At 69.0% G+C, this 19,259-nt stretch carries 18 protein-coding genes; 7 read left to right on the top strand and 11 right to left on the bottom strand.

Going from position 1 to position 19,259, the window contains the following annotated elements; genetic code table 11:
• Position 1: 1 nt before the first annotated feature.
• The 4 genes from hutU to hutI are packed head-to-tail and all read right to left on the bottom strand — an operon-like array spanning position 2 to position 5,221.
• Entirely contained in the window at positions 2 to 1,678 is a 1,677-nt protein-coding gene (gene hutU / locus JAN5088_RS17075) for a urocanate hydratase (protein WP_055684052.1), read from the bottom strand.
• Positions 1,675 to 2,475 (bottom strand): N-formylglutamate deformylase, encoded by an 801-nt coding sequence (gene hutG, locus JAN5088_RS17070; protein WP_055684051.1) that lies wholly within the window; start codon positions 2,473 to 2,475, stop codon positions 1,675 to 1,677. Before hutG ends, hutU begins: the two co-directional genes overlap by 4 nt.
• Positions 2,472 to 4,010: a histidine ammonia-lyase gene (hutH, locus tag JAN5088_RS17065; protein ID WP_055684050.1), complete on the bottom strand. Its 1,539-nt coding sequence runs from the start codon at positions 4,008 to 4,010 to the stop codon at positions 2,472 to 2,474. Before hutH ends, hutG begins: the two co-directional genes overlap by 4 nt.
• Complete coding sequence (gene hutI / locus JAN5088_RS17060; protein WP_055684049.1) at positions 4,007 to 5,221, bottom strand: imidazolonepropionase; 1,215 nt, start codon at positions 5,219 to 5,221, stop codon at positions 4,007 to 4,009. The genes hutH and hutI overlap by 4 nt, the downstream gene beginning before the upstream one ends.
• An 89-nt stretch (positions 5,222 to 5,310) precedes the next feature.
• Here hutI and JAN5088_RS17055 point away from each other — a divergent pair, with 89 nt between their 5' ends.
• Complete coding sequence (locus JAN5088_RS17055; RefSeq protein ID WP_055684048.1) at positions 5,311 to 6,669, top strand: formimidoylglutamate deiminase; 1,359 nt, start codon at positions 5,311 to 5,313, stop codon at positions 6,667 to 6,669.
• Here the strand turns inward: JAN5088_RS17055 and JAN5088_RS17050 are convergent.
• From JAN5088_RS17050 to JAN5088_RS17035, 4 genes are all read right to left on the bottom strand, one after another.
• The gene (locus JAN5088_RS17050; RefSeq protein WP_082430089.1) at positions 6,666 to 7,220 is read right to left on the bottom strand and encodes a HutD/Ves family protein; all 555 of its coding nucleotides are present in this window, start codon (positions 7,218 to 7,220) and stop codon (positions 6,666 to 6,668) included. The genes JAN5088_RS17055 and JAN5088_RS17050 overlap by 4 nt on opposite strands.
• Before the next feature lie 129 nt (positions 7,221 to 7,349).
• Positions 7,350 to 8,198, bottom strand: a complete 849-nt coding sequence (locus tag JAN5088_RS17045; protein WP_055684047.1) for a PhzF family phenazine biosynthesis protein — start codon at positions 8,196 to 8,198, stop codon at positions 7,350 to 7,352.
• Between the two features lie 171 nt (positions 8,199 to 8,369).
• A complete protein-coding gene (locus tag JAN5088_RS17040) occupies positions 8,370 to 8,936 on the bottom strand; it encodes a DUF1190 domain-containing protein (protein WP_074962704.1) in 567 nt (188 codons plus the stop codon).
• A gap of 19 nt (positions 8,937 to 8,955) precedes the next feature.
• The gene (locus JAN5088_RS17035) at positions 8,956 to 10,158 is read right to left on the bottom strand and encodes a glutathionylspermidine synthase family protein (RefSeq protein ID WP_055684045.1); all 1,203 of its coding nucleotides are present in this window, start codon (positions 10,156 to 10,158) and stop codon (positions 8,956 to 8,958) included.
• A gap of 616 nt (positions 10,159 to 10,774) precedes the next feature.
• Here JAN5088_RS17035 and JAN5088_RS17030 point away from each other — a divergent pair.
• Positions 10,775 to 11,398, top strand: a complete 624-nt coding sequence (locus JAN5088_RS17030) for a superoxide dismutase family protein (protein WP_055684044.1) — start codon at positions 10,775 to 10,777, stop codon at positions 11,396 to 11,398.
• Between the two features lie 575 nt (positions 11,399 to 11,973).
• On the opposite strand, the gene JAN5088_RS17025 is transcribed toward JAN5088_RS17030, so the two are convergent.
• The gene (locus JAN5088_RS17025; protein ID WP_055684043.1) at positions 11,974 to 13,260 is read right to left on the bottom strand and encodes a zinc metalloprotease; all 1,287 of its coding nucleotides are present in this window, start codon (positions 13,258 to 13,260) and stop codon (positions 11,974 to 11,976) included.
• Between the two features lie 325 nt (positions 13,261 to 13,585).
• Between JAN5088_RS17025 and JAN5088_RS17020 the strand changes: the two genes are divergently transcribed.
• The 5 genes from JAN5088_RS17020 (at position 13,586) to JAN5088_RS17000 (ending at position 17,527) form a co-directional block, all read left to right on the top strand.
• Positions 13,586 to 14,857, top strand: coding sequence for a PQQ-dependent sugar dehydrogenase (locus tag JAN5088_RS17020; protein WP_055684042.1), 1,272 nt, complete (start codon positions 13,586 to 13,588; stop codon positions 14,855 to 14,857).
• Between the two features lie 47 nt (positions 14,858 to 14,904).
• On the top strand, positions 14,905 to 15,420 hold the full coding sequence (locus JAN5088_RS17015; protein WP_082430093.1) for a c-type cytochrome: 516 nt from the start codon (positions 14,905 to 14,907) through the stop codon (positions 15,418 to 15,420).
• Between the two features lie 225 nt (positions 15,421 to 15,645).
• Complete coding sequence (locus tag JAN5088_RS17010) at positions 15,646 to 16,026, top strand: hypothetical protein (RefSeq protein ID WP_055684040.1); 381 nt, start codon at positions 15,646 to 15,648, stop codon at positions 16,024 to 16,026.
• 293 nt (positions 16,027 to 16,319) lie between these two features.
• Positions 16,320 to 16,682 carry a periplasmic substrate-binding domain-containing protein gene (locus JAN5088_RS17005; RefSeq protein ID WP_055684039.1) on the top strand — a complete coding sequence of 121 codons (363 nt, stop codon included), beginning with the start codon at positions 16,320 to 16,322 and terminating at the stop codon, positions 16,680 to 16,682.
• Between the two features lie 80 nt (positions 16,683 to 16,762).
• Positions 16,763 to 17,527 (top strand): glutamine amidotransferase, encoded by a 765-nt coding sequence (locus JAN5088_RS17000; RefSeq protein ID WP_055684038.1) that lies wholly within the window; start codon positions 16,763 to 16,765, stop codon positions 17,525 to 17,527.
• Between the two features lie 46 nt (positions 17,528 to 17,573).
• On the opposite strand, the gene JAN5088_RS16995 is transcribed toward JAN5088_RS17000, so the two are convergent.
• Positions 17,574 to 18,629 carry a phosphotriesterase family protein gene (locus tag JAN5088_RS16995; protein ID WP_055684037.1) on the bottom strand — a complete coding sequence of 352 codons (1,056 nt, stop codon included), beginning with the start codon at positions 18,627 to 18,629 and terminating at the stop codon, positions 17,574 to 17,576.
• Positions 18,626 to 19,258: a TenA family protein gene (locus JAN5088_RS16990; protein ID WP_055684036.1), complete on the bottom strand. Its 633-nt coding sequence runs from the start codon at positions 19,256 to 19,258 to the stop codon at positions 18,626 to 18,628. Before JAN5088_RS16990 ends, JAN5088_RS16995 begins: the two co-directional genes overlap by 4 nt.
• Position 19,259: the final 1 nt, after the last annotated feature.

Raw genomic sequence — 19,259 nt, 5'->3', positions numbered from 1 at the left:
GCTAGAGGATCCCCGGCAGGTTCAGCCCCTTTTCGCGCGCGCAATCGAGCGCGTCGTCATAGCCCGCATCGGCGTGGCGCATGACGCCCGTGGCCGGGTCGTTCCAGAGCACGCGGGCGATGCGCGCGTCGGCTTCCTCGGTCCCGTCGCAGCAGATCACCATGCCGGAATGCTGGCTGAACCCCATGCCGACGCCGCCGCCGTGATGCAGCGACACCCAGGTCGCCCCCGAGGCGGTGTTGAGAAGCGCGTTCAGGAGCGGCCAATCCGATACCGCGTCGGACCCGTCCTTCATCGCCTCCGTCTCGCGGTTGGGCGAGGCGACGGACCCCGAGTCGAGGTGATCGCGCCCGATCACGATGGGGGCCTTCAACTCGCCCGTCCGCACCATCTCGTTGAAGGCGAGGCCCAGCTTGTCGCGTACCCCGAGGCCCACCCAGCAGATGCGCGCGGGCAGACCCTGGAACGAGATCCGGTCGCGCGCCATGTCGAGCCAGTTGTGCAGATGCGGATCGTCGATCAGCTCCTTCACCTTCGCGTCGGTCTTGTAGATGTCCTCCGGGTCGCCCGACAGCGCGCACCAGCGGAACGGCCCGATGCCGCGGCAGAACAGCGGGCGGATGTAGGCGGGCACGAAGCCGGGAAAGGCGAAGGCGTTCTCCAGCCCCTCGTCCTGCGCCACCTGCCGGATGTTGTTGCCGTAATCGAGGGTCGGCACGCCCGCATTCCAGAAGTCCACCATCGCCGCGACATGGATCTTCATGCTCGCCCGCGCCGCCTTTTCCACCGCCTTCGGGTCGCTCTCGCGCTTGTCGCGCCATTCGGCCATGGTCCAGCCCTGCGGCAGGTAGCCGTTGATCGGATCGTGGGCGGAGGTCTGGTCGGTGACGATGTCGGGGCGGGGGCCGCCGTCCTTCATGCGCCGCACCAGTTCGGGGAACACATCGGCCGCGTTGCCCAGAAGGCCCACGGATTTGGCCTCGCCCGCCTTGGTCCAGCGCTCAATCATCCCGAGCGCCTCGTCCAGCGTCTCGGCCCGCTCGTCGACGTAGCGGGTCCGCAGGCGGAAATCGATGCTGTCGGAATTGCACTCGACGGCAAGACAGCAGGCCCCCGCCATCACCGCCGCCAGGGGCTGCGCGCCGCCCATGCCGCCGAGGCCCCCGGTCAGGATCCACTTGCCCGTGAGGTCGCCGCCGTAATGCTGCCGCCCCGCCTCGACGAAGGTCTCATAGGTGCCCTGCACGATGCCCTGGCTGCCGATGTAGATCCACGACCCGGCGGTCATCTGGCCGTACATCGCCAGACCCTTCCTATCCAACTCGTTGAAATGGTCCCAGGTCGCCCAGTGGGGTACGAGGTTGGAGTTCGCGATCAGCACGCGCGGCGCGTCCCTGTGGGTCCGGAAGACGCCCACGGGCTTGCCGGACTGCACCAGCAGGGTCTGGTCGTCCTCCAGATCGCGCAGCGCTGCGACGATGGTGTCGAAATCCTGCCACGTCCGCGCCGCGCGCCCGATGCCGCCGTAGACGACGAGTTCATGCGGGTTTTCGGCCACGTCCGGATGCAGGTTGTTCATCAGCATCCGCATGGGCGCCTCGGTCAGCCACGACTTCGCGGTGATCTCGGTGCCGGTGGCGGGATAGACGTCGCGGGTGTTCTTGCGGGGATCGGTCATCGGGGGCCTCCGAGCTGCGGGGCGAGGCCCGCGAGTGTGTCGAGAATACGGGCAAGATGCGGGCGCAGGCGGGATGCCTTGTCGTCGTCATAGTCCCACGGCGCACTTTCCGCGGCGAGATAGGTCGATTGCGCCAGCTCCATCTGGACCGCGTGGACGCCGTCGGCGGGCCTGCCGTAGTGGCGCGTCGTCCAGCCCCCCTTGAAGCGGCCGTTCGCGACGCTGGTATAGCCGTCCGCGGCTGCGCAGATCCGCGTGACGGCAGCCTCGACGCGGGGGTCGCAGGCCGCGCCGTCGTTGGTGCCGATGCTGTAATCGGGCAGGGTGCCGTCGAACAGGAAAGGGATATGCGACCGGATCGAATGGCAGTCGTAGAGGATCGCCACCCCATGCACCTCGCGCACCCGGTCGAGTTCGGCGGCAAGCGCGGCATGATAGGGCGCATGGAACGCCGCCCGGCGCGCCTCGATCTCGTCCGCGGTCGGCGGCTCGTCCCAGATATCCTCGCCGTCGAAATCCGTCAGCGGAACCAGCCCGGTCGTGTTCTGCCCCGGATAGAGCGAGGCGCCCGCCGGGTCGCGGTTGGCGTCGATCACGTAGCGATGGAACGTCGCCCGCACCGTCGTGGCACCGACAAGCAGCCCGTCGTAGAGCCGCTCGACATGCCAGTCGGTATCGTCCAGCCCGCGCCCGCGCGCGTTCAGACGGGCGGCGATGGCGTCCGGAACATGCGTGCCCGTATGCGGCAGACCCAGCACGACCGGGCCGTCGCCGCGGATCACCTCGACGGGGGTCACGCGCCGACCTCCGGCATCGCCACGCCCGCGCTGGCCACCACCTCTCCGTCCGCGATCAGGCGCGCGGCGCGTTCGAGATCGGGGGCGAGATAGCGATCCTGACCCAGCGTCGCCACGTCCCGGCGCAGGCACGCGACCACGGCGGCGAGCGGCGCGCTCGTCGCCAGCGGCGCCCGGAAGTCGATGCCCTGCGCGGCGCAGAGGAGTTCCACCCCGAGGATGCGCTCGAGGTTGTCCGCCATCCGCCCGAGCCGAACGGCCCCGTGCGCGGCCATCGAGACGTGATCCTCCTGATTGGCGGAGGTCGGCGTGGAATCGGTGACGCAGGGGTTGGCGAGATGCTTGTTCTCGCTCATTAGAGCCGCCGTCGTCACTTCCGCGATCATGTAGCCGGAATTGAGGCCCGGCGCGGGCGTGAGGAACGGCGGCAGGTCGTGGCTCAGGACCGGATCGACGATCAGCGCGATGCGGCGCTGCGCGATGGCCCCGATCTCGGCCATGGCGAGCGCGATCATGTCGGCGGCGAAGCCGACAGGCTCGGCATGGAAGTTGCCGCCCGAGACGATCAGGTCGGCTTCCGCCAGCACCAGCGGATTGTCGGTCGCGGCATTGGCCTCGATCTCCAGCGTCCGGGCGGCCTGGCGCAGCACGTCCATCGCGGCCCCCGTCACCTGCGGCTGGCAGCGGATGCAGTAGGGGTCCTGCACCCGTGCGTCGCCCTCGCGGTGGCTTTCGCGGATGACGGAGCCATCCAGAAGGGCGCGCATCGTTGCCGCGGCCTCGATCTGCCCTGCATGGCCGCGCAGCGCGTGGATCTCGGGCTGAAGCGGCGCGGTCGAGCCCATGATCGCGTCGGTGGACATGGCCGAGGTCACGAGTGCCGCCTGCATCGCCGCCCAGGCACGGAACAGGCCGGAAAGGGCGAAGGCCGTGCTGAACTGCGTGCCGTTGATGAGGGCCAGCCCCTCCTTTGCGCCAAGCGTCACGGGTGCCAGGCCGGCGGCGGCGAGCGCCTCGGCCGCCGGCATCGCGCGGCTCTCGAACTCGGCCTCGCCCTCGCCCATCATCGCGGCAGCCATGTGCGCGAGGGGCGCGAGGTCGCCCGACGCGCCGACCGACCCCTGCACCGGGATCACCGGGGTCACGCCGCGCGCGAGCATGTCCTCCATCAGGTCGATCAGCTCCAGCCGCACGCCCGAGGCACCGCGCCCCAGTGACAGCAGCTTGAGCGCCATGACCAGCCGCGCCATGCCGGTCGGGATCGGCGCGCCCACGCCGCAGCAATGCGACAGGATCAGGTTGCGCTGCAACGTCTCCGTATCCTCCGCCGCGATGCGGACGGAGGCGAGTTTGCCGAAACCGGTATTGACGCCGTAAACCGCCACGTCGCCGGCGGCCGCGGCGGCGATGCGGGCCTGCGCCGCTTCCATCGCGGGCCGGCAGGACGGGTCGAGCCGGACGGGTAGATCCTCGCGCCAGATGCGCGCCAGATCGGCCAGCGTGACCGCGCCGGGGGTGAGCGTGAGGGGGGTCATGCGGCGCCGTCCGCGAAGATGCGGGCATGGAGCGGATTGAAGCCGATGCGATAGGCAAGCTCGGCAGGCTCCTCCACATCCCAGACGGCAAGATCGGCGCGCTGGCCGGGAGCGATGGTGCCGCAATCGGTCAGGCCGAGCGCGCGCGCGGCGTTGCGCGTGACGCCCGCCAGCGCTTCCTCCGGCGTCAGGCGGAACAGGGTGCAGCCCATGTTCATCGCCAGCAGCAGCGACGTCATCGGCGAGGAGCCGGGGTTGCAGTCGGTGGCGAGCGCGATCGGCACGCCGTGTTCGCGAAACGCGGCGATCGGTGGGGCCTGCGTCTCGCGCAGGGCATAGAACGCGCCCGGCAGCACGACGGCCACCGTGCCCGCTTCGGCCATGGCGCGCACGCCCTCCTCGTCGAGATATTCGACATGATCGGCCGAAAGCGCCCCGTAGGAGGCCGCGAGCCTCGCGCCCCCGAGGTTGGACAGTTGCTCGGCATGCAGCTTGACCGGCAAGCCCAGTTCGCAGGCGGCGTCGAAGACGCGGGCGATCTGGCCGGGGGAAAAGGCGATCCCCTCGCAGAAGCCGTCGACCGCATCGACCAACCCCTCCGCATGGGCCGCGCGCAGCGTCGGGATGCAGACGTCGTCGACATAGGCATCGGCGCGCCCGGCGTAGTCCGCGGGGACGGCATGCGCGCCCAGAAAGCTGGTGACGACGCGGACGGGCCGGTGCCGGGGCAGGGCGCGGGCGGCGCGCAGCATCGCCAGTTCGGTATCGCGGTCGAGCCCGTAGCCGGACTTGACCTCCAACGTCGTCACCCCCTCCGCCAGCAGCGCGTCGAGCCGGGGAAGGGCGGAGGCCACGAGAGCCGCCTCATCCGCCGCGCGCGTGGCCTGGACCGTGGAGACGATGCCGCCGCCGGCGCGCGCGACCTCCTCGTAGCTGGCGCCGTTCAGCCGCAGTTCGAATTCGGCCGCGCGGTTGCCGCCATGGACGATGTGGGTGTGGCAGTCGATCAGGCCGGGCGTGACAAGCCGGCCGCCCTGCGGCGAGACGGGCAGGGACGCGAATTCGTCCGGTCGCTCCGCGCGCGGGCCGACCCAGGCGATGGCACCGTCCCGGATCGCGATTTCCGCATCGTGGATCAACCCGTAGGGCGCCGCGCCGTCGGCCATGGTCGCCGCCCGCAGGTCCGTCAGGAGGCGGTCATCCACGGCCATGTATTCTCTCCCGCATCGCATTCTCCGCTTTTCGCGTACAAATGAATCTGCGATATGTCTATACATAAAACCGGAGGCGAGTCGAGACCATGATCTTCGCGAAACGAGCCCTTCTTGCCGGCGGCTGGGTCGGCCGCGTCCGCGTGACACTGGACGGCGGCCGGATCGCCGCGATCGACACCAATGCCGCGGCGCAGCCGGGCGATGTCCGCGTCGACACCCTTCTGCCTGCGCCCGGCAACCTGCACAGCCACAGCTTCCAGCGCGCCATGGCGGGCATGACCGAGCACCGCCGGGCCGGGCAGGACAGCTTCTGGACCTGGCGCGACCTGATGTACCGGTTCACCGCCCGCCTGACGCCGGAGCAGGTCGAGGCCATCGCGGCCCTCACCTTCATGGAGATGCAGGAGGCGGGATATGCCGCCGTGGGCGAGTTCCACTATCTGCACCACCAGCCGGGCGGGGCACCCTACGACGACCCGGCGGAGCTTTCCGCCCGCATCTTCGCGGCCGCCGCCGCGACCGGGATCGGCCTGACGCACCTGCCGGTTCTCTACAGCTACGGCGGGGCGGGGCGGGTGCCGCTGGAGCCGGGGCAGGCGCGGTTCGGCAACGATGTCGACCGCTTCCTGCGTCTGGTCGAGGCCATGGGCCCCGCGATGGGCGGGCTGCCGGAGGATTGCCGGCTGGGCGTCGCGCCCCATTCCCTGCGGGCCACCGCGCCGGAGGATCTGTCCGTGCTGCTCGCGGCCCGGCCCACCGGCCCCGTCCACATCCATGCCGCCGAACAGCCGAAGGAGGTGTCCGACGTGCAAGCCTGGCTCGGCGCCCGCCCCGTCGAATGGCTGCTCGACCATGCCGGGGTGGACGGGCGCTGGTGCCTGATCCATGCCACGCACATGACCGGAGACGAGACCGACGCCATGGCCCGCAGCGGGGCGGTGGCGGGGCTCTGCCCGATCACGGAGGCCAATCTGGGCGACGGCCCGTTCAACGGACCGCGCTATCTTGCGGCGGGCGGCGCCTTCGGGGTCGGGTCGGATTCCAACGTGCGGATTTCGCTGACGGAAGAACTGCGCATGCTGGAATATTCCCAACGGCTGCGGGATCTGTCGCGCAACGTGATGGTCGTCGGCGAAGGCTCGGTCGGGCGGGCGCTGTTCTGCGGGGCGGCGGAGGGTGCGGCCCGGGCGCTTGCCCGCGATGCGGGTCGGATCGAAGTGGGCGGACTTGCCGACCTTCTCGCCATCGATGGCACCTGTCCGACGCTCGATCCGCTCCCGGAGGATCAGCTTCTCGACGGGTTGGTCTTCGCCGCCAGCGACGGCGTCGTCACCGATCTGTGGTCGGCGGGCCGCCACGCCGTCCGCGACGGCCGGCATGTCGCGCGTGATGCCATCGTCGCGGACTATCGCAAGGCGCTGTCCGACCTGATCGCGACGGTCTAGGCGCGCCTGTCGAGCGTGACGAGCAGCGCCGTCGCGCCCTCCGCCAGGTGGACGCGCACGGGCGAGGGTCCGGACAGCGCCGTGTCGCCGGGGTGCAGCGACTGGCGCCCCACCCGCAGATCGCCGTCGACGCAATGCACCGCGCGATTCCCCGCGGGGAAAGCCGGCAGACCGCGCTCCAATGGCCCCCGCAGCACCTCTACGCGCCCCTCGTGCAGACGTGGATCGAACATGAGATTGAGCGGCGAGACGGGTCCGGCCGGCAACTGCGCTTCGGCCGCGGCGCCGCCGTCGAAGCGGACCGGGCAGAGCGGCTCGACCATCAGGCGGGACGATCCAACACGAAGCGTCAGGGCGCGCCCTTCCACAATCGTCAGGATGCGGATCATGCCGTCGAAGCGGGAGAAGGGCCCGTCGCGCAGGATGCTGGCCCGGCTCAGCCGCCAGGGGGCCGGTTCGCCCGGGCCGCCGCGGGCGATCTCCCGCGTCAGGCCGCCGCCGTTCTTCCATGGAGTTTCGACCAGGTCGCCATAGCGGATCATCCGGATCATGTCTGTCCTCGCTCGACGTCTTATCCCCGCCTTGTCCCGCAAAAGCCGCGGGATCGGAAGCCGCGCGTCCACGGTCGCGGGCTGCCCCGGCTCAGGTAGGGCGATCCTGCGTCTCCTGTCCTCGTTGGACTATTCGGCTGCCCCGATCACGCGGACCTGCCCCGAAACCCGGACCGGCGATCCGGCGATGTCCGTCAGTCGGACTGCGATGACGGAGGGCGCGCCCATGTCCTCCCCCTGCCGGATCGTCAGGCGGCCCCCGTGCCGCCAGCCGCGGTCCCGCAGGTAGCCCGCGAAAGCGGCGGCGGCGGCGCCGGTCGCGGGGTCCTCCGGCACACCGCCCGAAGCGAAGGCGTTGCGCGCGACGAATGCCTGCTCGTCCTTCACGTGGACCAGCATGATCGTCACCAGACCGTGCAGGCGCATGATCCTGCGGCCTTCATCCAGATCGTAGTTCATGGACGCGAGGCGCGCCCGGTCCGCCAGGACCAGCACGACATGGTCCGCGCCCGCGTGAATGCGCGCCGGCGGCAGCCGGTCGTCCAGATCGGAGAACGAGAGCCCGAAAAGCGCGAGCGCATCCCGACGTTCCGCCTCGGTCGCGGGCCGGCTTCGCGTCGGCGGCGAGACGAGCGTGGCAGCCATGTCGGCGCCGGTCGGCTCCGCATCGACCGTGATCTCGGCGTCGTTCAGCAGGAGCCGGTAGGTGCCTGCCCCGTAACGCGCGCCCAGGGCGGCACCGAGCGCGATCGTGGCATGGCCGCAGAACGGCACCTCGGATTCGGGGGAAAAGTAGCGGACGCGCCAGCTTCTGTCGCCGTCCCCGTCCGGCACCGCGAAGGCCGTTTCGGAATAACCGACCTCCGCCGCGACGCGGGCCATGTCGGCGCGGCGCGCGGGGGCGTCCAGCAGGACGACGCCAGCCGGGTTGCCGCCTGCGCTGTCATGGCTGAAAGCGGCGATGCGTCGAACGTCCATGCCTCGTCTCCCCGGACCCTGTGCCGACACGCCCTCCGGAGCCTTCTATCGGACGGAGGCCGCGCATGTCGCCGCCCGACCCGTCAGAAACGACGCCTGTGCAGGGCATGGCAAGCGTGCGCAGACCCCGTTTCGCCGTTCTTTGCGGGCCGCGCCGAGGCCCGGACCGTTTCAGCCCCCGCTGCCAAACCCGCCCGAGGTCCGCGATGCGCCGAAGCCGCCGCTCCGCGCCACGGAGGATCGGGTCATCGGGGCCGCGTTGCGGGTGCTCGGGGCGCGGGCGCTCAGGGCCGATGCGGCGACGGTGCCCTTGCCCGACAGGCGCCCCGCCCGCGTGCTCCCGTCGGTCGTGGCGAAACCCGATCCGGCGGTCGGCACCATCGCGCGAGAGGCGAAGCCGCGACCCGACAGCAACTGGCCCATCAGGAACCCGGCCATCAGCGGCATGAAGACGGAAGGCCGCTGCTCATCCTCGATGCAGGCGTCGGCGCCGTGTTCCTCCTCGCAGACCGCGAGCGCGTCGTAGCGCGGCGCGGTCTCGGCATGTTCGGCCCGGGCCTCGGCGAATTGTTCCTCGCAGGTCCGGGCGTCGACGCCGCTCGCCGTGCAGGCGGCCGGATCGTCGAAGACGACGACCTCCGCCTGCTCCTCCTGGCAGCCCGCGAGCGCCATCACCGAGGCGGCCCCCAGAAGCGCGATCCTGCGGGGTGCGGATGCCTTTCTTCGCGATACGTTCATGTTCATTTCCTCCGGGTGTTCACGGCTCGATATAGTGCGGCTTGAACCGGCTGAGGTCCTGCGTGATCCGCGACCGATCCTCGCGGATGCCGAGGGCGACGCAGGTTCCGCCCACGATCCACGTTCCCATCACCGGATGGAAGCCGCCCATGTCGGGCAGCGGCGCATAGGCTTGCACGATCTGCGGGTGCCTGTCGTAGGCGGTGCTTCCGGACGCCTCGACAAGCGCGCCGTCGGGTGTCTCGATCCGCACGCCGGCCCCTTCGCGCGAAAAGAGCGGCTTTCGGACGGTGCCGCGCGCGAAATGCCCCGCGGCCATGGCGCGGTCGAAAGCGGGAGATCCGCGCGCCGCGTCGTCTGCGAAAAAGGTCGGGAGGAGGTTCGGATGCCCCTCGAACATATCCCACAGCACGGCGAGAAAGCCCTTGTTCGACACCAGCGCCTTCCACGGCGGTTCAAGGAAGCGGGTGCCGGAGGCGGCGAGCGCATCCGCACCCTCGTCGCGCAGGAAATCCTCCCAGGGGTAGAGCTTGAAGAGCGTGCCGATGATGCGGGCTTCCTCGTCCACAAGACGCCCGGAGGGGTCGATGCCGATCTGTCCCATCTCGACGAAATGCGCGCCGAGCCCGGCATCGCGCGCCGCATAGGCCAGCGTCTCGACATTGGCGTAATCCTCCTCGACGCCCGCAACGGCGGCGAAATGGACATCGTCGCCCGGCGCGCAGATCTCGGCGAAGCGTTCGGTCAGCGCCTCCTGCAGGCGGTTGAGTTGATCGGCGCCCCCGGGGATCAGTCCTGCCTCGCGCGCGCCCTCCAGCCAGTCCCACTGGAAATGCCCCGCCTCGTAGAGCGAGGTCGGCGTATCGGCGTTGTATTCCAGAAGCTTCGCCGGACCGTTCCCGTCATAGGCGAGATCCATCCGTCCATAGAGATCCGCGTCATCCCTGCGCCAGGAGTCTGCCACGAACTCCATATGCGCCTCGGGGATGTCCAGCCGCGCCATCGTCGCCTCGTCCCCGACCGCGCGGGCCACCGCCTCCCGCACCAGCGCATGCAGCGCGGTCGACGGGTCTTCCAGCCGGGTCTCGATCTCCTCCAGCGTGAAGGCATAGGCGCTGGTCTCGTCCCAGTAGGGTTCGCCATGCATGGTATGGAACACGAACCCCGCCGCCTCCGCGCGCGCCGTCCAGTCGGGTCGCTCGACGCCGTCCACCTTGCGCATGTCGCTTCTTCCTCCGGCGCTGCATCGTCAGAAAGGTCGTCAAGACGGTGTGCCCGAGATCGCGCGGCGGGACCAGACCTGCACCACGTCGAACGGATCGAAAACCAGGCGGGATCGTCATTCGGCAGACATCGGGCCCGGCGTCGGGAGGCGTGGCGAGGCGCCGAGTCGGAACCCGCAACCGTGCCTTCCGCAGCGGTCATTCCGGATGACGGGTCAGTCGGACCTGCCTTGCCCATCACCCCTGGACCGCTGCCGGATCCGGTGATCTGCATGACACAGCGGATCGCGCGCCCCAGACCCGCCCGCAGGATGCGGTCACGTCATGAATTACATAAGTCGGGTTATTGCACAGCCGGCGATCCACGCTATGCGGAACCGGGCTCTGCTCCGTCTCGTGGATGCCCGGCGGTCTCCCGGAGACCTGAAGAAAGTACGGCGGCGGCTTTCGCGAAAAATCCGGCGAATTTGGTGCAACAATTCCGATCCGACGCGGTTGACCCGGTGGTTGTGTCCGGTCCGGCGCGACGGTCGACAGGTCGAGCTGCCGTCCCGTGCCGCGACGCTTCGACAGGCGGTAAAAAGCCGTCTGCCGGCAAACGGAGGAAAAACAGCCATGAAAACGCCAGATCTTCTGCCTCTCCTCGTCGCACTCTTGGTCGGGGCGCCGGTTGCTGCCACGGCCGAGACCTGGCGCGGCGAGATCGTGCCGTTGAACCAGGAGCGGACCGCCCAGTCGCCGTCGGGGACCGTCACGCTCAGCCGCGGGGACGGACAGTTGACGATCGAACTGACCGCCGAGGGATTGAGCCCCGGCATGCATCTCGCCCATCTGCACGGCTTCGAGGGCGCCGATCCGGCGGAGGCGCGCTGCCCGGGCGCCGACGCGGACAGCAATGGCGACGGGGTCGTCGATCTGATCGAAACGCGCGAAGCCGCAGGTGTGACGATGATCCCGCTCACCGCCGATCCGGCAAGCCTTGCCATCCAGGCCGACACCTATCCGGAGGCAAATGGGGACGGCGCGATGGAATACCGGCAGACCGTCGATCTGACGGCGCTGGAGGAGGCGCTGCGGGACAAGTTCGACGCCCCTCCCGCGCTGGAGCGACGCGTCCTGTTCATCCACGGCGTGACGGAGCAGGTCGATGTGCCCGACAGTGCGCAATCGCTGGAAGGCGTCCCGGCCCGTGTCACCCTGCCGATCGCCTGCGCCGAACTGGAGCCGGCCGAACAGTAGCGTCGGAAGAAACCCGCCCCGGCGGATCAAGGATGCGGAGGTCTGCGCGAGACGGACGTCTCGCGACATCGACCCCGATGCGTCGCGCAACGCGCGGCCTCGCCGTCCACTGTTGCCGATCGGCGGTTCGACGACCGGACGTGCCCGCCGCACCGGAGGACCGACGGGAACGACGCGACTGACGGATCGGCGAAGCGAAAGCGACGGATCGCGCGACGCGGCGTACGCGACAGTCATGTGCCGGAGGCGATGCGCGGCGTCCGGCGCGAGGCCTTTGCCGATCGGCGAAGGGCAGACGATGTCACAACCCTGGATCGTGCCGCTGATCGCCGGGGGTTTTGCCGAGGACGGCAGCCCCGGCGCCACCCATCATGTCGTTGCGCCCACGGTCCCTGCCTCGGATGATCGCTGAGGCGGTCGCGCCCTGCCCGCTTCCCCACATGGATGCGACGCAACACGGACGTCGCGGAGGTCGTCCGGTCGATGCACCGGCACAGTGCCGACCTGGCCACTGACGCGCGCGCATGTCTTGGATATCTCGTGCCGTCCACACCGCCGCGGCCGGTTTCGACCGGCTACGTTTCCTCGGTGATGAACAGGACGCCACGGACGAGATCGCGGCTGTCCGAGCGGCCGCCGAGCGAGCCGGCGAGGACGCCCATGGACGCGAGGAACAGGCTGAGTTTCAAATGGTCCACCGCCGTCGTCGCCTCGCCCGCGCCGGGCCAGCTTTCCATCAGACGCTCCGGAAAGACGGTGACGATGCCGAGATACATCAGCCCGCCGAACAGCGCGAACATGAGCAGCAGCGTCAGCACGAGGCACAGGATCGTCGCGGCCATCGTCACGATGCCCGACTCGGTGATCCGCCGGTCCCGGCTCAGCAGCGTATCGAAGGCGAAGGCGCGGTAGAGGACGAAGGCCGCCGAGGCGAGACAGATCAGCGAGAACATCGCGATCTGCGCCACCGAAACGGCGCTCGCCACGTCCCAGGTCTCGGCGCTGAACAGGAGCACGACGATCACCGACAGCGCCGCCGCCAGCATCGTCGGCATCATCGCCAGCAGGCGGAACGGATTGGCGCGCACGACCGCGCCCAGGATGGCGCCCGCATCCTCCGCGAGGATCCGCAGGACGAAGCGCCCCTTGCCGTCGCGGGTGGAGCGTTCGCGCGCCTCGCGCGGCAGGCTGCGGGCGATCCGCGCCACCTGCTCCGGCTCCAGCCGCTCCATGCGGTCGAGATCCCCGACACCTTCCAGCCCGTACATGACGTTGTCGGGCGCCTCGGCATGGCGCAACCCGTTCAGGTGGCCCAGGCAGTGCAGCATCAACGCCGCAAGGCGCCCGGCCATCCGCTCCGGATCGGGCGCGTCACCCCAGAACCCGGGGTCGAGCCGCCGGGTGGACAGCACCGCGATGTTGGTAAGCTGGCTCGGCAGCGCCAGCGTGTAGGTCAGCGAGGAGGAGGACAGGTCCACCTCGGTCACGATCAGGAGGAACGGCAGGTCGCGTTCCAGCTTTTCGGCGAGCCCGATTTCGAGGAAGTCGAGCGGCGCGTAGTTGCCCGCCCCCGGCGTCAGATGCGCACCCGCAAAGGCCATCGTCCGCGTCCGCAGCCGCCTGTCCTGCGCGAGCGTCTCATCCACGATCCCGACCGCGCGGGTCACGACGGCGTCGAACCGCGCTGAGTCGCGCCCCTCAACCTCCATCTTCATGACGCCGACGGTGAACGTGTCGGACGGGGGTCGAGCGGTCATGGCGCCGGGCGCGTTGCGGTGAATATCTCGGATGACGGACGCGGACATGCCATGGGGCATATTGGCGGCGTCGGCGTGGAAATGTCCAACGGATATGTCGGTCACGTTTCATGAGGCGCACTTTTCCACATGCAGGAAACGCGGCCTTCAGGTGCTGCATCGACCGCATCCATCCGGGTCCATTCCATCATCCGGCGGGCCGGCCGCCAGACGTGGAAGGACGGGTTTCGTGGCGATCGCGTCGGTGATCTGACCGTCCAGATGATGGAAACAGTTGCGCGAACCACGGGCACTGGTCATCGTGATGCTGCCTGCCACTCTGTCCCGCCGCGACGCGCGGGGGCGAACGCCATGGCCGCCGCGACGTACGGAGGAATCGCGTTGGCTGTCGGTCTGCCGGAGTAGGGGGCCTGGCTAAGGGAGGAACGCCATGAACAGCTACTTCACGACGACGATACTGGCCGGGACGCTGGCTCTGCTGGTCACACCCGCGGCGGCGCAACAGGCGGAGTTGCCTGACAACATCGAGCGACTGCAGAACATGCAGTCGACCGGCACGACAAGCTTCGAGCAGATCGCACAGGACGGGCCGTTCGCCGACGGCATCCGCGCGACGCTCGAGCAGATCGAACTGCCCGAGGGATTCCAGATCGAGCTTTACGCGGTCGTTCCCGACGCGCGGCACATGGCGGTCGGGCCGCAGGGGATCGTGACATTCGTCGGCACACGAAAAGACAAGATCTGGGCCGTCACCGACCGCAACAAGGACCGCGTGGCCGACGAGGTGAAGGACTTCGCGCCGTCGCTCGCCTTTACCATCCCGAACGGCGTCTGCTTCGGCCCCGACGGCATGCTCTACACGGTCGAGCAGAACCGCGTTCTCATCTTCCCGGCGGCGGAGTTCTTCTACGAGAGCCCCGACGTCGCCGTGGGGCAGGTCGTGGCGCAGGGCGAGCTTATCCCGCAGGAGGAAGAGAGCTTCAACCATTCCGCCCGCGTCTGCCGGATCGGACCGGATGACGGCAAGCTCTACATCTCGCTCGGTCAGCCCCACAACGTGCCACCGCCGGAAAAGCTGGACCTCTACCGCGATTGGGGCATCGGCGGCATCATCCGCATGAACACCGATGGGACGGAGCGGGAGGTTTATACCACGGGCATCCGCAATTCCGTCGGGCACGATTTCCAGCCCGGAACCGGCGACCTGTGGTTCACCGACAATCAGGTCGACGGGATGGGCGACGACATTCCGCCGGGCGAGATCAACCGTCAGACGAAGATGGGCCAGGACTTCGGCTTCCCCTACTACGGCGGCGGCGACATCCGGACCGTCGAATACGAGGCGGAGACGCCGCCCGCCGACGCGGTGATGCCGGTCGTGGAGATGACGGCGCATGCGGCCGACCTGGGAATGACCTTCTATACAGGCTCCATGTTCCCCGAGCGGTACAAGGGCGCCATCTTCTCGGCCCAGCATGGATCGTGGAACCGGACCGAACCGGTCGGCGCGCGCGTCATGGTCACGACCCTCGACGAGGAAGGCAATGCCACGACCGAACCCTTCGCCGAAGGATGGCTCGACGAAAACGGCGAATATCTGGGCCGCCCCGTCGATGTGGCGCAGTTGCGCGACGGCTCGCTTCTCGTCTCGGACGACCTGGCCGGCGCGATCTACCGGATCAGCTACGAGGGTGGCCAGTGAAGCCACTGGTTCTGGCGCTCGGCGGGGTTCTCCTCGCCGGGCCGCTCATGGCGCAATCCGGCGACCCGGAAGCCGGCCGCGTGCTCGCCGGGCAGTGCCGGACCTGCCACGGCCTCGACGGCCTCGCGCGGATTCCGGTCGCGCCCAACATCGGGGGAGAGCCCGCGCCCTACCTCGAGCGTCAGCTGCGGGCCTTCCGATCCGGCGAGCGGGTGAACGAGATGATGAGCGTGGTCGCATCGTCGCTTTCGGACGAACAGATCGCGGACCTCGCGGCCTGGTACGCGGCCCACCGTGCCGTGGCGACCCTTGAGGCAGACCCGGCCGAGGCGCCCGACCTGTGCACGTCCTGTCACGGGACGGACGGGCTTTCGGTCGTCGAGGAGGTGCCGAACCTGGCCGGCGAGAGCAACATCTACATCGAGACGCAGTTGAAGGCCTTCCGGTCCGGCAAGCGGATGAGCGAGGTGATGACCCCGATCGCGCAGGACCTTTCGGACGCGGAGATGCGGGCGGTGGCCGATTGGTACGCGGCCGTAGGTCTCGAGATCGAGGAACAGTAGCGCCTCCGGGGACTGCGTTGCGTCGGCGGGACGCCTCGCGCGCGGCGTGCCCGGCGACGTTGGCGTTGTCACGGATCCGGCTTCATCCGACGGCCGAGCCGGCGAACGGGCTCGGCCCCGCCGTCGGACTGCTATCCCGGGTTCCGCGCCCGCGACAAACGCCCGGAGCGCGTCTCCGGGCGCACCGGCCCGCGCGGGCGGCGGCCGTCATGGGGGTCCGATGCGTTGAACGACCCTCGAGGCATTTGCCCCGCCGTCCGTTCGCTCGGCTTCGAAGCCGGGACCATCCTGTTTCGCAAAATCCTGCCCGACATTGCGACGCTCATGCCGGTCCACGGGTCGCTGCTGCGCATCACGCCCGACCTCGAGATCGAGCCGGGGCTGGCGTCCTATTGGATGCCTGACGGGACGCCCTGGGTCCTGACGCTGCCCGACGGGTCGACGTTCCACCACGGCACCGCGCTCGGCGCCAAGGCGGTGGCGGTCGATTCCGACCTTTGCGGGGATGTCGAGATCGGTTCGCCCCGTGCCGGCGAACTCCGGCCGTCCGAAAGCGTCGAGGTGACCTGTCCGCTGGAGGCGACGCTGAAAGTGCGCGACCTCTGAACGCCCTTCCTTCGGGTTCTGGCGGACCGGGCCGCAATGATGGTGTCGCCCACCGCGGTCAAGGCACCGGGCAAGGACTTCGCCATCCACGCCGTCGGCGCTGGACCCGACAAGGTCGTCGCCTGGACCAGGCATTCCAAACTGAAGCTCGACGTCTGCGATGGCTACCGGTGCGGCGCGCTCGTGGACGGTGCAACTGGTCGACGAAGTGGCGCCGCAACTCGGACCGCCGATCCACGACGCCGCTTGGCTGAAGCTGAAGGAAAGCGCCGTGCATCGGCTGGGCATGCGACATGCGTCTGGAGACGCCATGCGGCGGCCCGGAGGGCACAAAGCAGCTTCTGGCCGAGATGGACAGGGAGACGCCCGTGCCTATCGATATCACCGTCACGAACTCGCCCAGTCAAGTCCGCATCGCTCAGATCCCGCAGGCGCAGGCGAACGAGGAGGTCGACCGCCCGCGCAGGAACGCGCGCGTCGAGACCGATCAGGCCGCCCGCGTCCCACTCTACGCCCAGGCGCAACGGATCATCGCGGACGAGGCACTCTTGCTGTTTCTCGTGATCCCGCAGAAGCTTCGGGCATCGGTGGACGACATCACCTGGACCCGGTGGTCCGACGGCGCCTTCCGACTGCAGTTCGCCACGGTGGAGTGATTGTCTCCGTTTGCCACCATGCCGCCGGACGCGGACCAGCGCCCGGGGATCCTTCGACAACGATAGCGAGAGATGACACCATGACAAAGAACGTGCTGCTGGTCGGCGAAAGCTGGATCACCAGCGAAACCCACTTCAAGGGCTTCGACAGTTTTTCCAGCGCCCATTACCACACCGGCTCCGAGCCGTTCCTCAAGGCGGTGCAGGGGGACGAGTTCGACGTCACCTACATGCCGTCCCACCTCGCGGTGGAAGAGCTGCCCTTCGACCGTGCGGGGCTGGACCGTTGGGACGTCATCCTGATTTCGGACATCGGGGCGAACTCGCTGCTGCTGCCGCCCGATGTCTTCCTGCGAAGCCAGCGGCGGCCCAACCGGCTGAAGCTGCTGCGCGACTGGACGCATGACGGCGGCGGGCTGATGATGGTCGGCGGCTACCTGACGTTCCAGGGCATCGACGGCAGCGGTCGCTGGCACCGGACCCCGGTCGAGGAGGCATTGCCGGTGACATGCCTGCCCTACGACGACCGGATCGAGGTGCCGGACGGCTTCAAGGCCCGGATCACCGGCGACGCAGGGCATCCGATCCTCAGGGGCGTTCCGTCGGACTGGCCGCATGCGCTCGGCGCCAACGAGATCGTCGCCCGCGACGGAGCCGAGGTCCTGGCCTGTCTGCCCGACGACGAGGGCGGCCATCCCCTGCTCGTGGCCGGTGAATACGGCAAGGGCCGGTCCATCGCCTGGGCGTCGGACATGGCGCCGCACTGGCTGCCACCGGAGTTCCTGGAATGGGAGGGGTATCCGACGCTCTGGCTGAACATGCTGCGCTGGCTGGCGCGGACCTGAGAGGGGCGGAGCGTGCCCGGCCACGGCGGCCGGGCGCGCGGTATCGTCAGCCGACGATCCGCCGGCCCAACGCCCGGCGCGGGTTGTCAGTCATCAGCACCGCAAGATCGCCGCCGGACAGACCGTGACGCGACAGCCGGGGTAGCACGTGGCGCGACACGTGGGCATAGCCGTTGCCCCCGTACCGCGTCAGCATCATCTTCAGGAACACATCCTGCGATAGCAGGATCCGGTCACCGAACCCTTCCGAGAACAGGCCCGCGATGGCGGCGCAGGTCTGCTCGTCCGAGGGGCATTGCACCTGCTGGTCAGCATACCAGAAATCCATGCCCATCATGTCGTATTCCAGGAAGGCGCCCCTCCGGGCCAGCGCACGCTGATAGTCGGAGTCGTCGAAACTCGGGTTCATGTGGCACAGGATGGTGCTGTCGGCAGGCTGGCCACGGCTTTCGACTTCGTCCAGCACGTCGTGGCCCAGTCGCTCCCACCCCGGCAGATGAACCATCAGCGGCAGGCCCGTCCGCGCGGCCGCCAGCGCAGCCCCACGCAGCGACCGGCGCTCGGCGGCGGTGAAGTCGGCCGACACGCCGATCTCGCCGATCAGGCCGATACGGATGCCGGTGTCGCCCACACCGGTCTCGGCCTCCGCTACGATCTCATCGGCGATGTCGTCCTCGGACATGGTCGCCAGATGCGCCGGGTGCGAGGATTGCAGATAATACCCCGCCCCCATCACGATGTTCAGCCCCGTGGCCCGCGCGATCCTGGCCAGCGCTTCGGGATCGCGACCGATGCCCCGGCAGGTCGGATCGACGACGGTGCGTCCGCCCTCGGCCACGAAAAGGCCCAACTCCGCCACCGCCGCATCCTCGTCGTCCAGCGCGCAGTTGTGACGGGAAGCGAACGGGTCCTGACGCAGCATCCAAAGCATGTTGGGCGTCACCTCCCGGTCGCGTATGGGCGAGACGAAATCGACATCGCGACCCCGCCACCAGCAGGTCACATCGTTGAGGATATGTTCGTGCATCAGCGTGGACCCGAGCGCGTCGAGCGGCACGGGGCCCGTCACGGTCATCACGTCCGGGGCGAAGGCATGGGTCATTGCGGCACCTCGTAGGGGGCGTGGTGGAAGGCGATTTCCAGATGGGTGACGTGGGCGAAGATCGCCGCCAACCGGTCGAGGTCGGCCTCGGTTCCGTAGCGGTCGACGGCATCCTTGAGCCAGCGGGCCTGCGCGGCGAACTCCGCCTCGGCATGAAGCACGACCCAGGCGCGCAGGTCTGGGTCCGTGATCGCCGACTGCGCCGCGCGGGTGCACCAGGTCCAGTACATCCATTCGGCGGCGAACATGGCGGTTACGATGTCGAGGAAAGACCCCGTTTCGGCCAGCCGCAGCATCCCGTTCCGAAACGCTGCGGCCTGCGGAGGCAGGGGCATGTCGGACGACAGGCCGCGTGCGGCAAGGCGCGCTTCGAAATAGCGTACCTGCCGGTTCGCCAGCGCGTCGAGCACCCCGATCAAGTGGCGGCGTGCGCCCGCATCGGGCGCCCGAGCCACCGCGAAGGCGAAGATGGCAATGGCAGTGTCCACGAAGGCGCCCTCGTAGACGAGATAGCGGTCGAACACATCGCGGTGCAGGGTGTCCGCCGCGATCTCGCATACGAAGCGGTGCGACAGCATCGCGTCGAGTTCGGGCGCGCAACGGTCCAGGATGCGGTCGGACAGCGTCATC

Origin of the sequence: Jannaschia rubra (genome assembly GCF_001403735.1) — a bacterium.
Classification (GTDB): domain Bacteria; phylum Pseudomonadota; class Alphaproteobacteria; order Rhodobacterales; family Rhodobacteraceae; genus Jannaschia; species Jannaschia rubra.
This window is presented reverse-complemented; position numbering and strand designations above follow the sequence as displayed.

Excerpts from the sequence above, each read along its gene's own strand:
- hutI (WP_055684049.1), bottom strand. The coding sequence starts at position 5,221 with ATGGCCGTGGATGACCGCCTCCTGACGGACCTGCGGGCGGCGACCATG.
- JAN5088_RS17020 (WP_055684042.1), top strand. The coding sequence starts at position 13,586 with ATGAACAGCTACTTCACGACGACGATACTGGCCGGGACGCTGGCTCTG.
- JAN5088_RS17015 (WP_082430093.1), top strand. The coding sequence starts at position 14,905 with ATGGCGCAATCCGGCGACCCGGAAGCCGGCCGCGTGCTCGCCGGGCAG.
- JAN5088_RS16995 (WP_055684037.1), bottom strand. The coding sequence starts at position 18,629 with ATGACCCATGCCTTCGCCCCGGACGTGATGACCGTGACGGGCCCCGTG.
- JAN5088_RS17035 (WP_055684045.1), bottom strand. The coding sequence starts at position 10,158 with ATGCGCAAGGTGGACGGCGTCGAGCGACCCGACTGGACGGCGCGCGCG.
- hutH (WP_055684050.1), bottom strand. The coding sequence starts at position 4,010 with ATGACCCCCCTCACGCTCACCCCCGGCGCGGTCACGCTGGCCGATCTG.
- JAN5088_RS17055 (WP_055684048.1), top strand. The coding sequence starts at position 5,311 with ATGATCTTCGCGAAACGAGCCCTTCTTGCCGGCGGCTGGGTCGGCCGC.
- JAN5088_RS16990 (WP_055684036.1), bottom strand. The coding sequence starts at position 19,258 with ATGACGCTGTCCGACCGCATCCTGGACCGTTGCGCGCCCGAACTCGAC.
- hutU (WP_055684052.1), bottom strand. The coding sequence starts at position 1,678 with ATGACCGATCCCCGCAAGAACACCCGCGACGTCTATCCCGCCACCGGC.
- JAN5088_RS17045 (WP_055684047.1), bottom strand. The coding sequence starts at position 8,198 with ATGGACGTTCGACGCATCGCCGCTTTCAGCCATGACAGCGCAGGCGGC.
- JAN5088_RS17040 (WP_074962704.1), bottom strand. The coding sequence starts at position 8,936 with ATGAACGTATCGCGAAGAAAGGCATCCGCACCCCGCAGGATCGCGCTT.
- JAN5088_RS17050 (WP_082430089.1), bottom strand. The coding sequence starts at position 7,220 with ATGATCCGGATGATCCGCTATGGCGACCTGGTCGAAACTCCATGGAAG.
- JAN5088_RS17000 (WP_055684038.1), top strand. The coding sequence starts at position 16,763 with ATGACAAAGAACGTGCTGCTGGTCGGCGAAAGCTGGATCACCAGCGAA.
- JAN5088_RS17030 (WP_055684044.1), top strand. The coding sequence starts at position 10,775 with ATGAAAACGCCAGATCTTCTGCCTCTCCTCGTCGCACTCTTGGTCGGG.
- JAN5088_RS17005 (WP_055684039.1), top strand. The coding sequence starts at position 16,320 with ATGCGTCTGGAGACGCCATGCGGCGGCCCGGAGGGCACAAAGCAGCTT.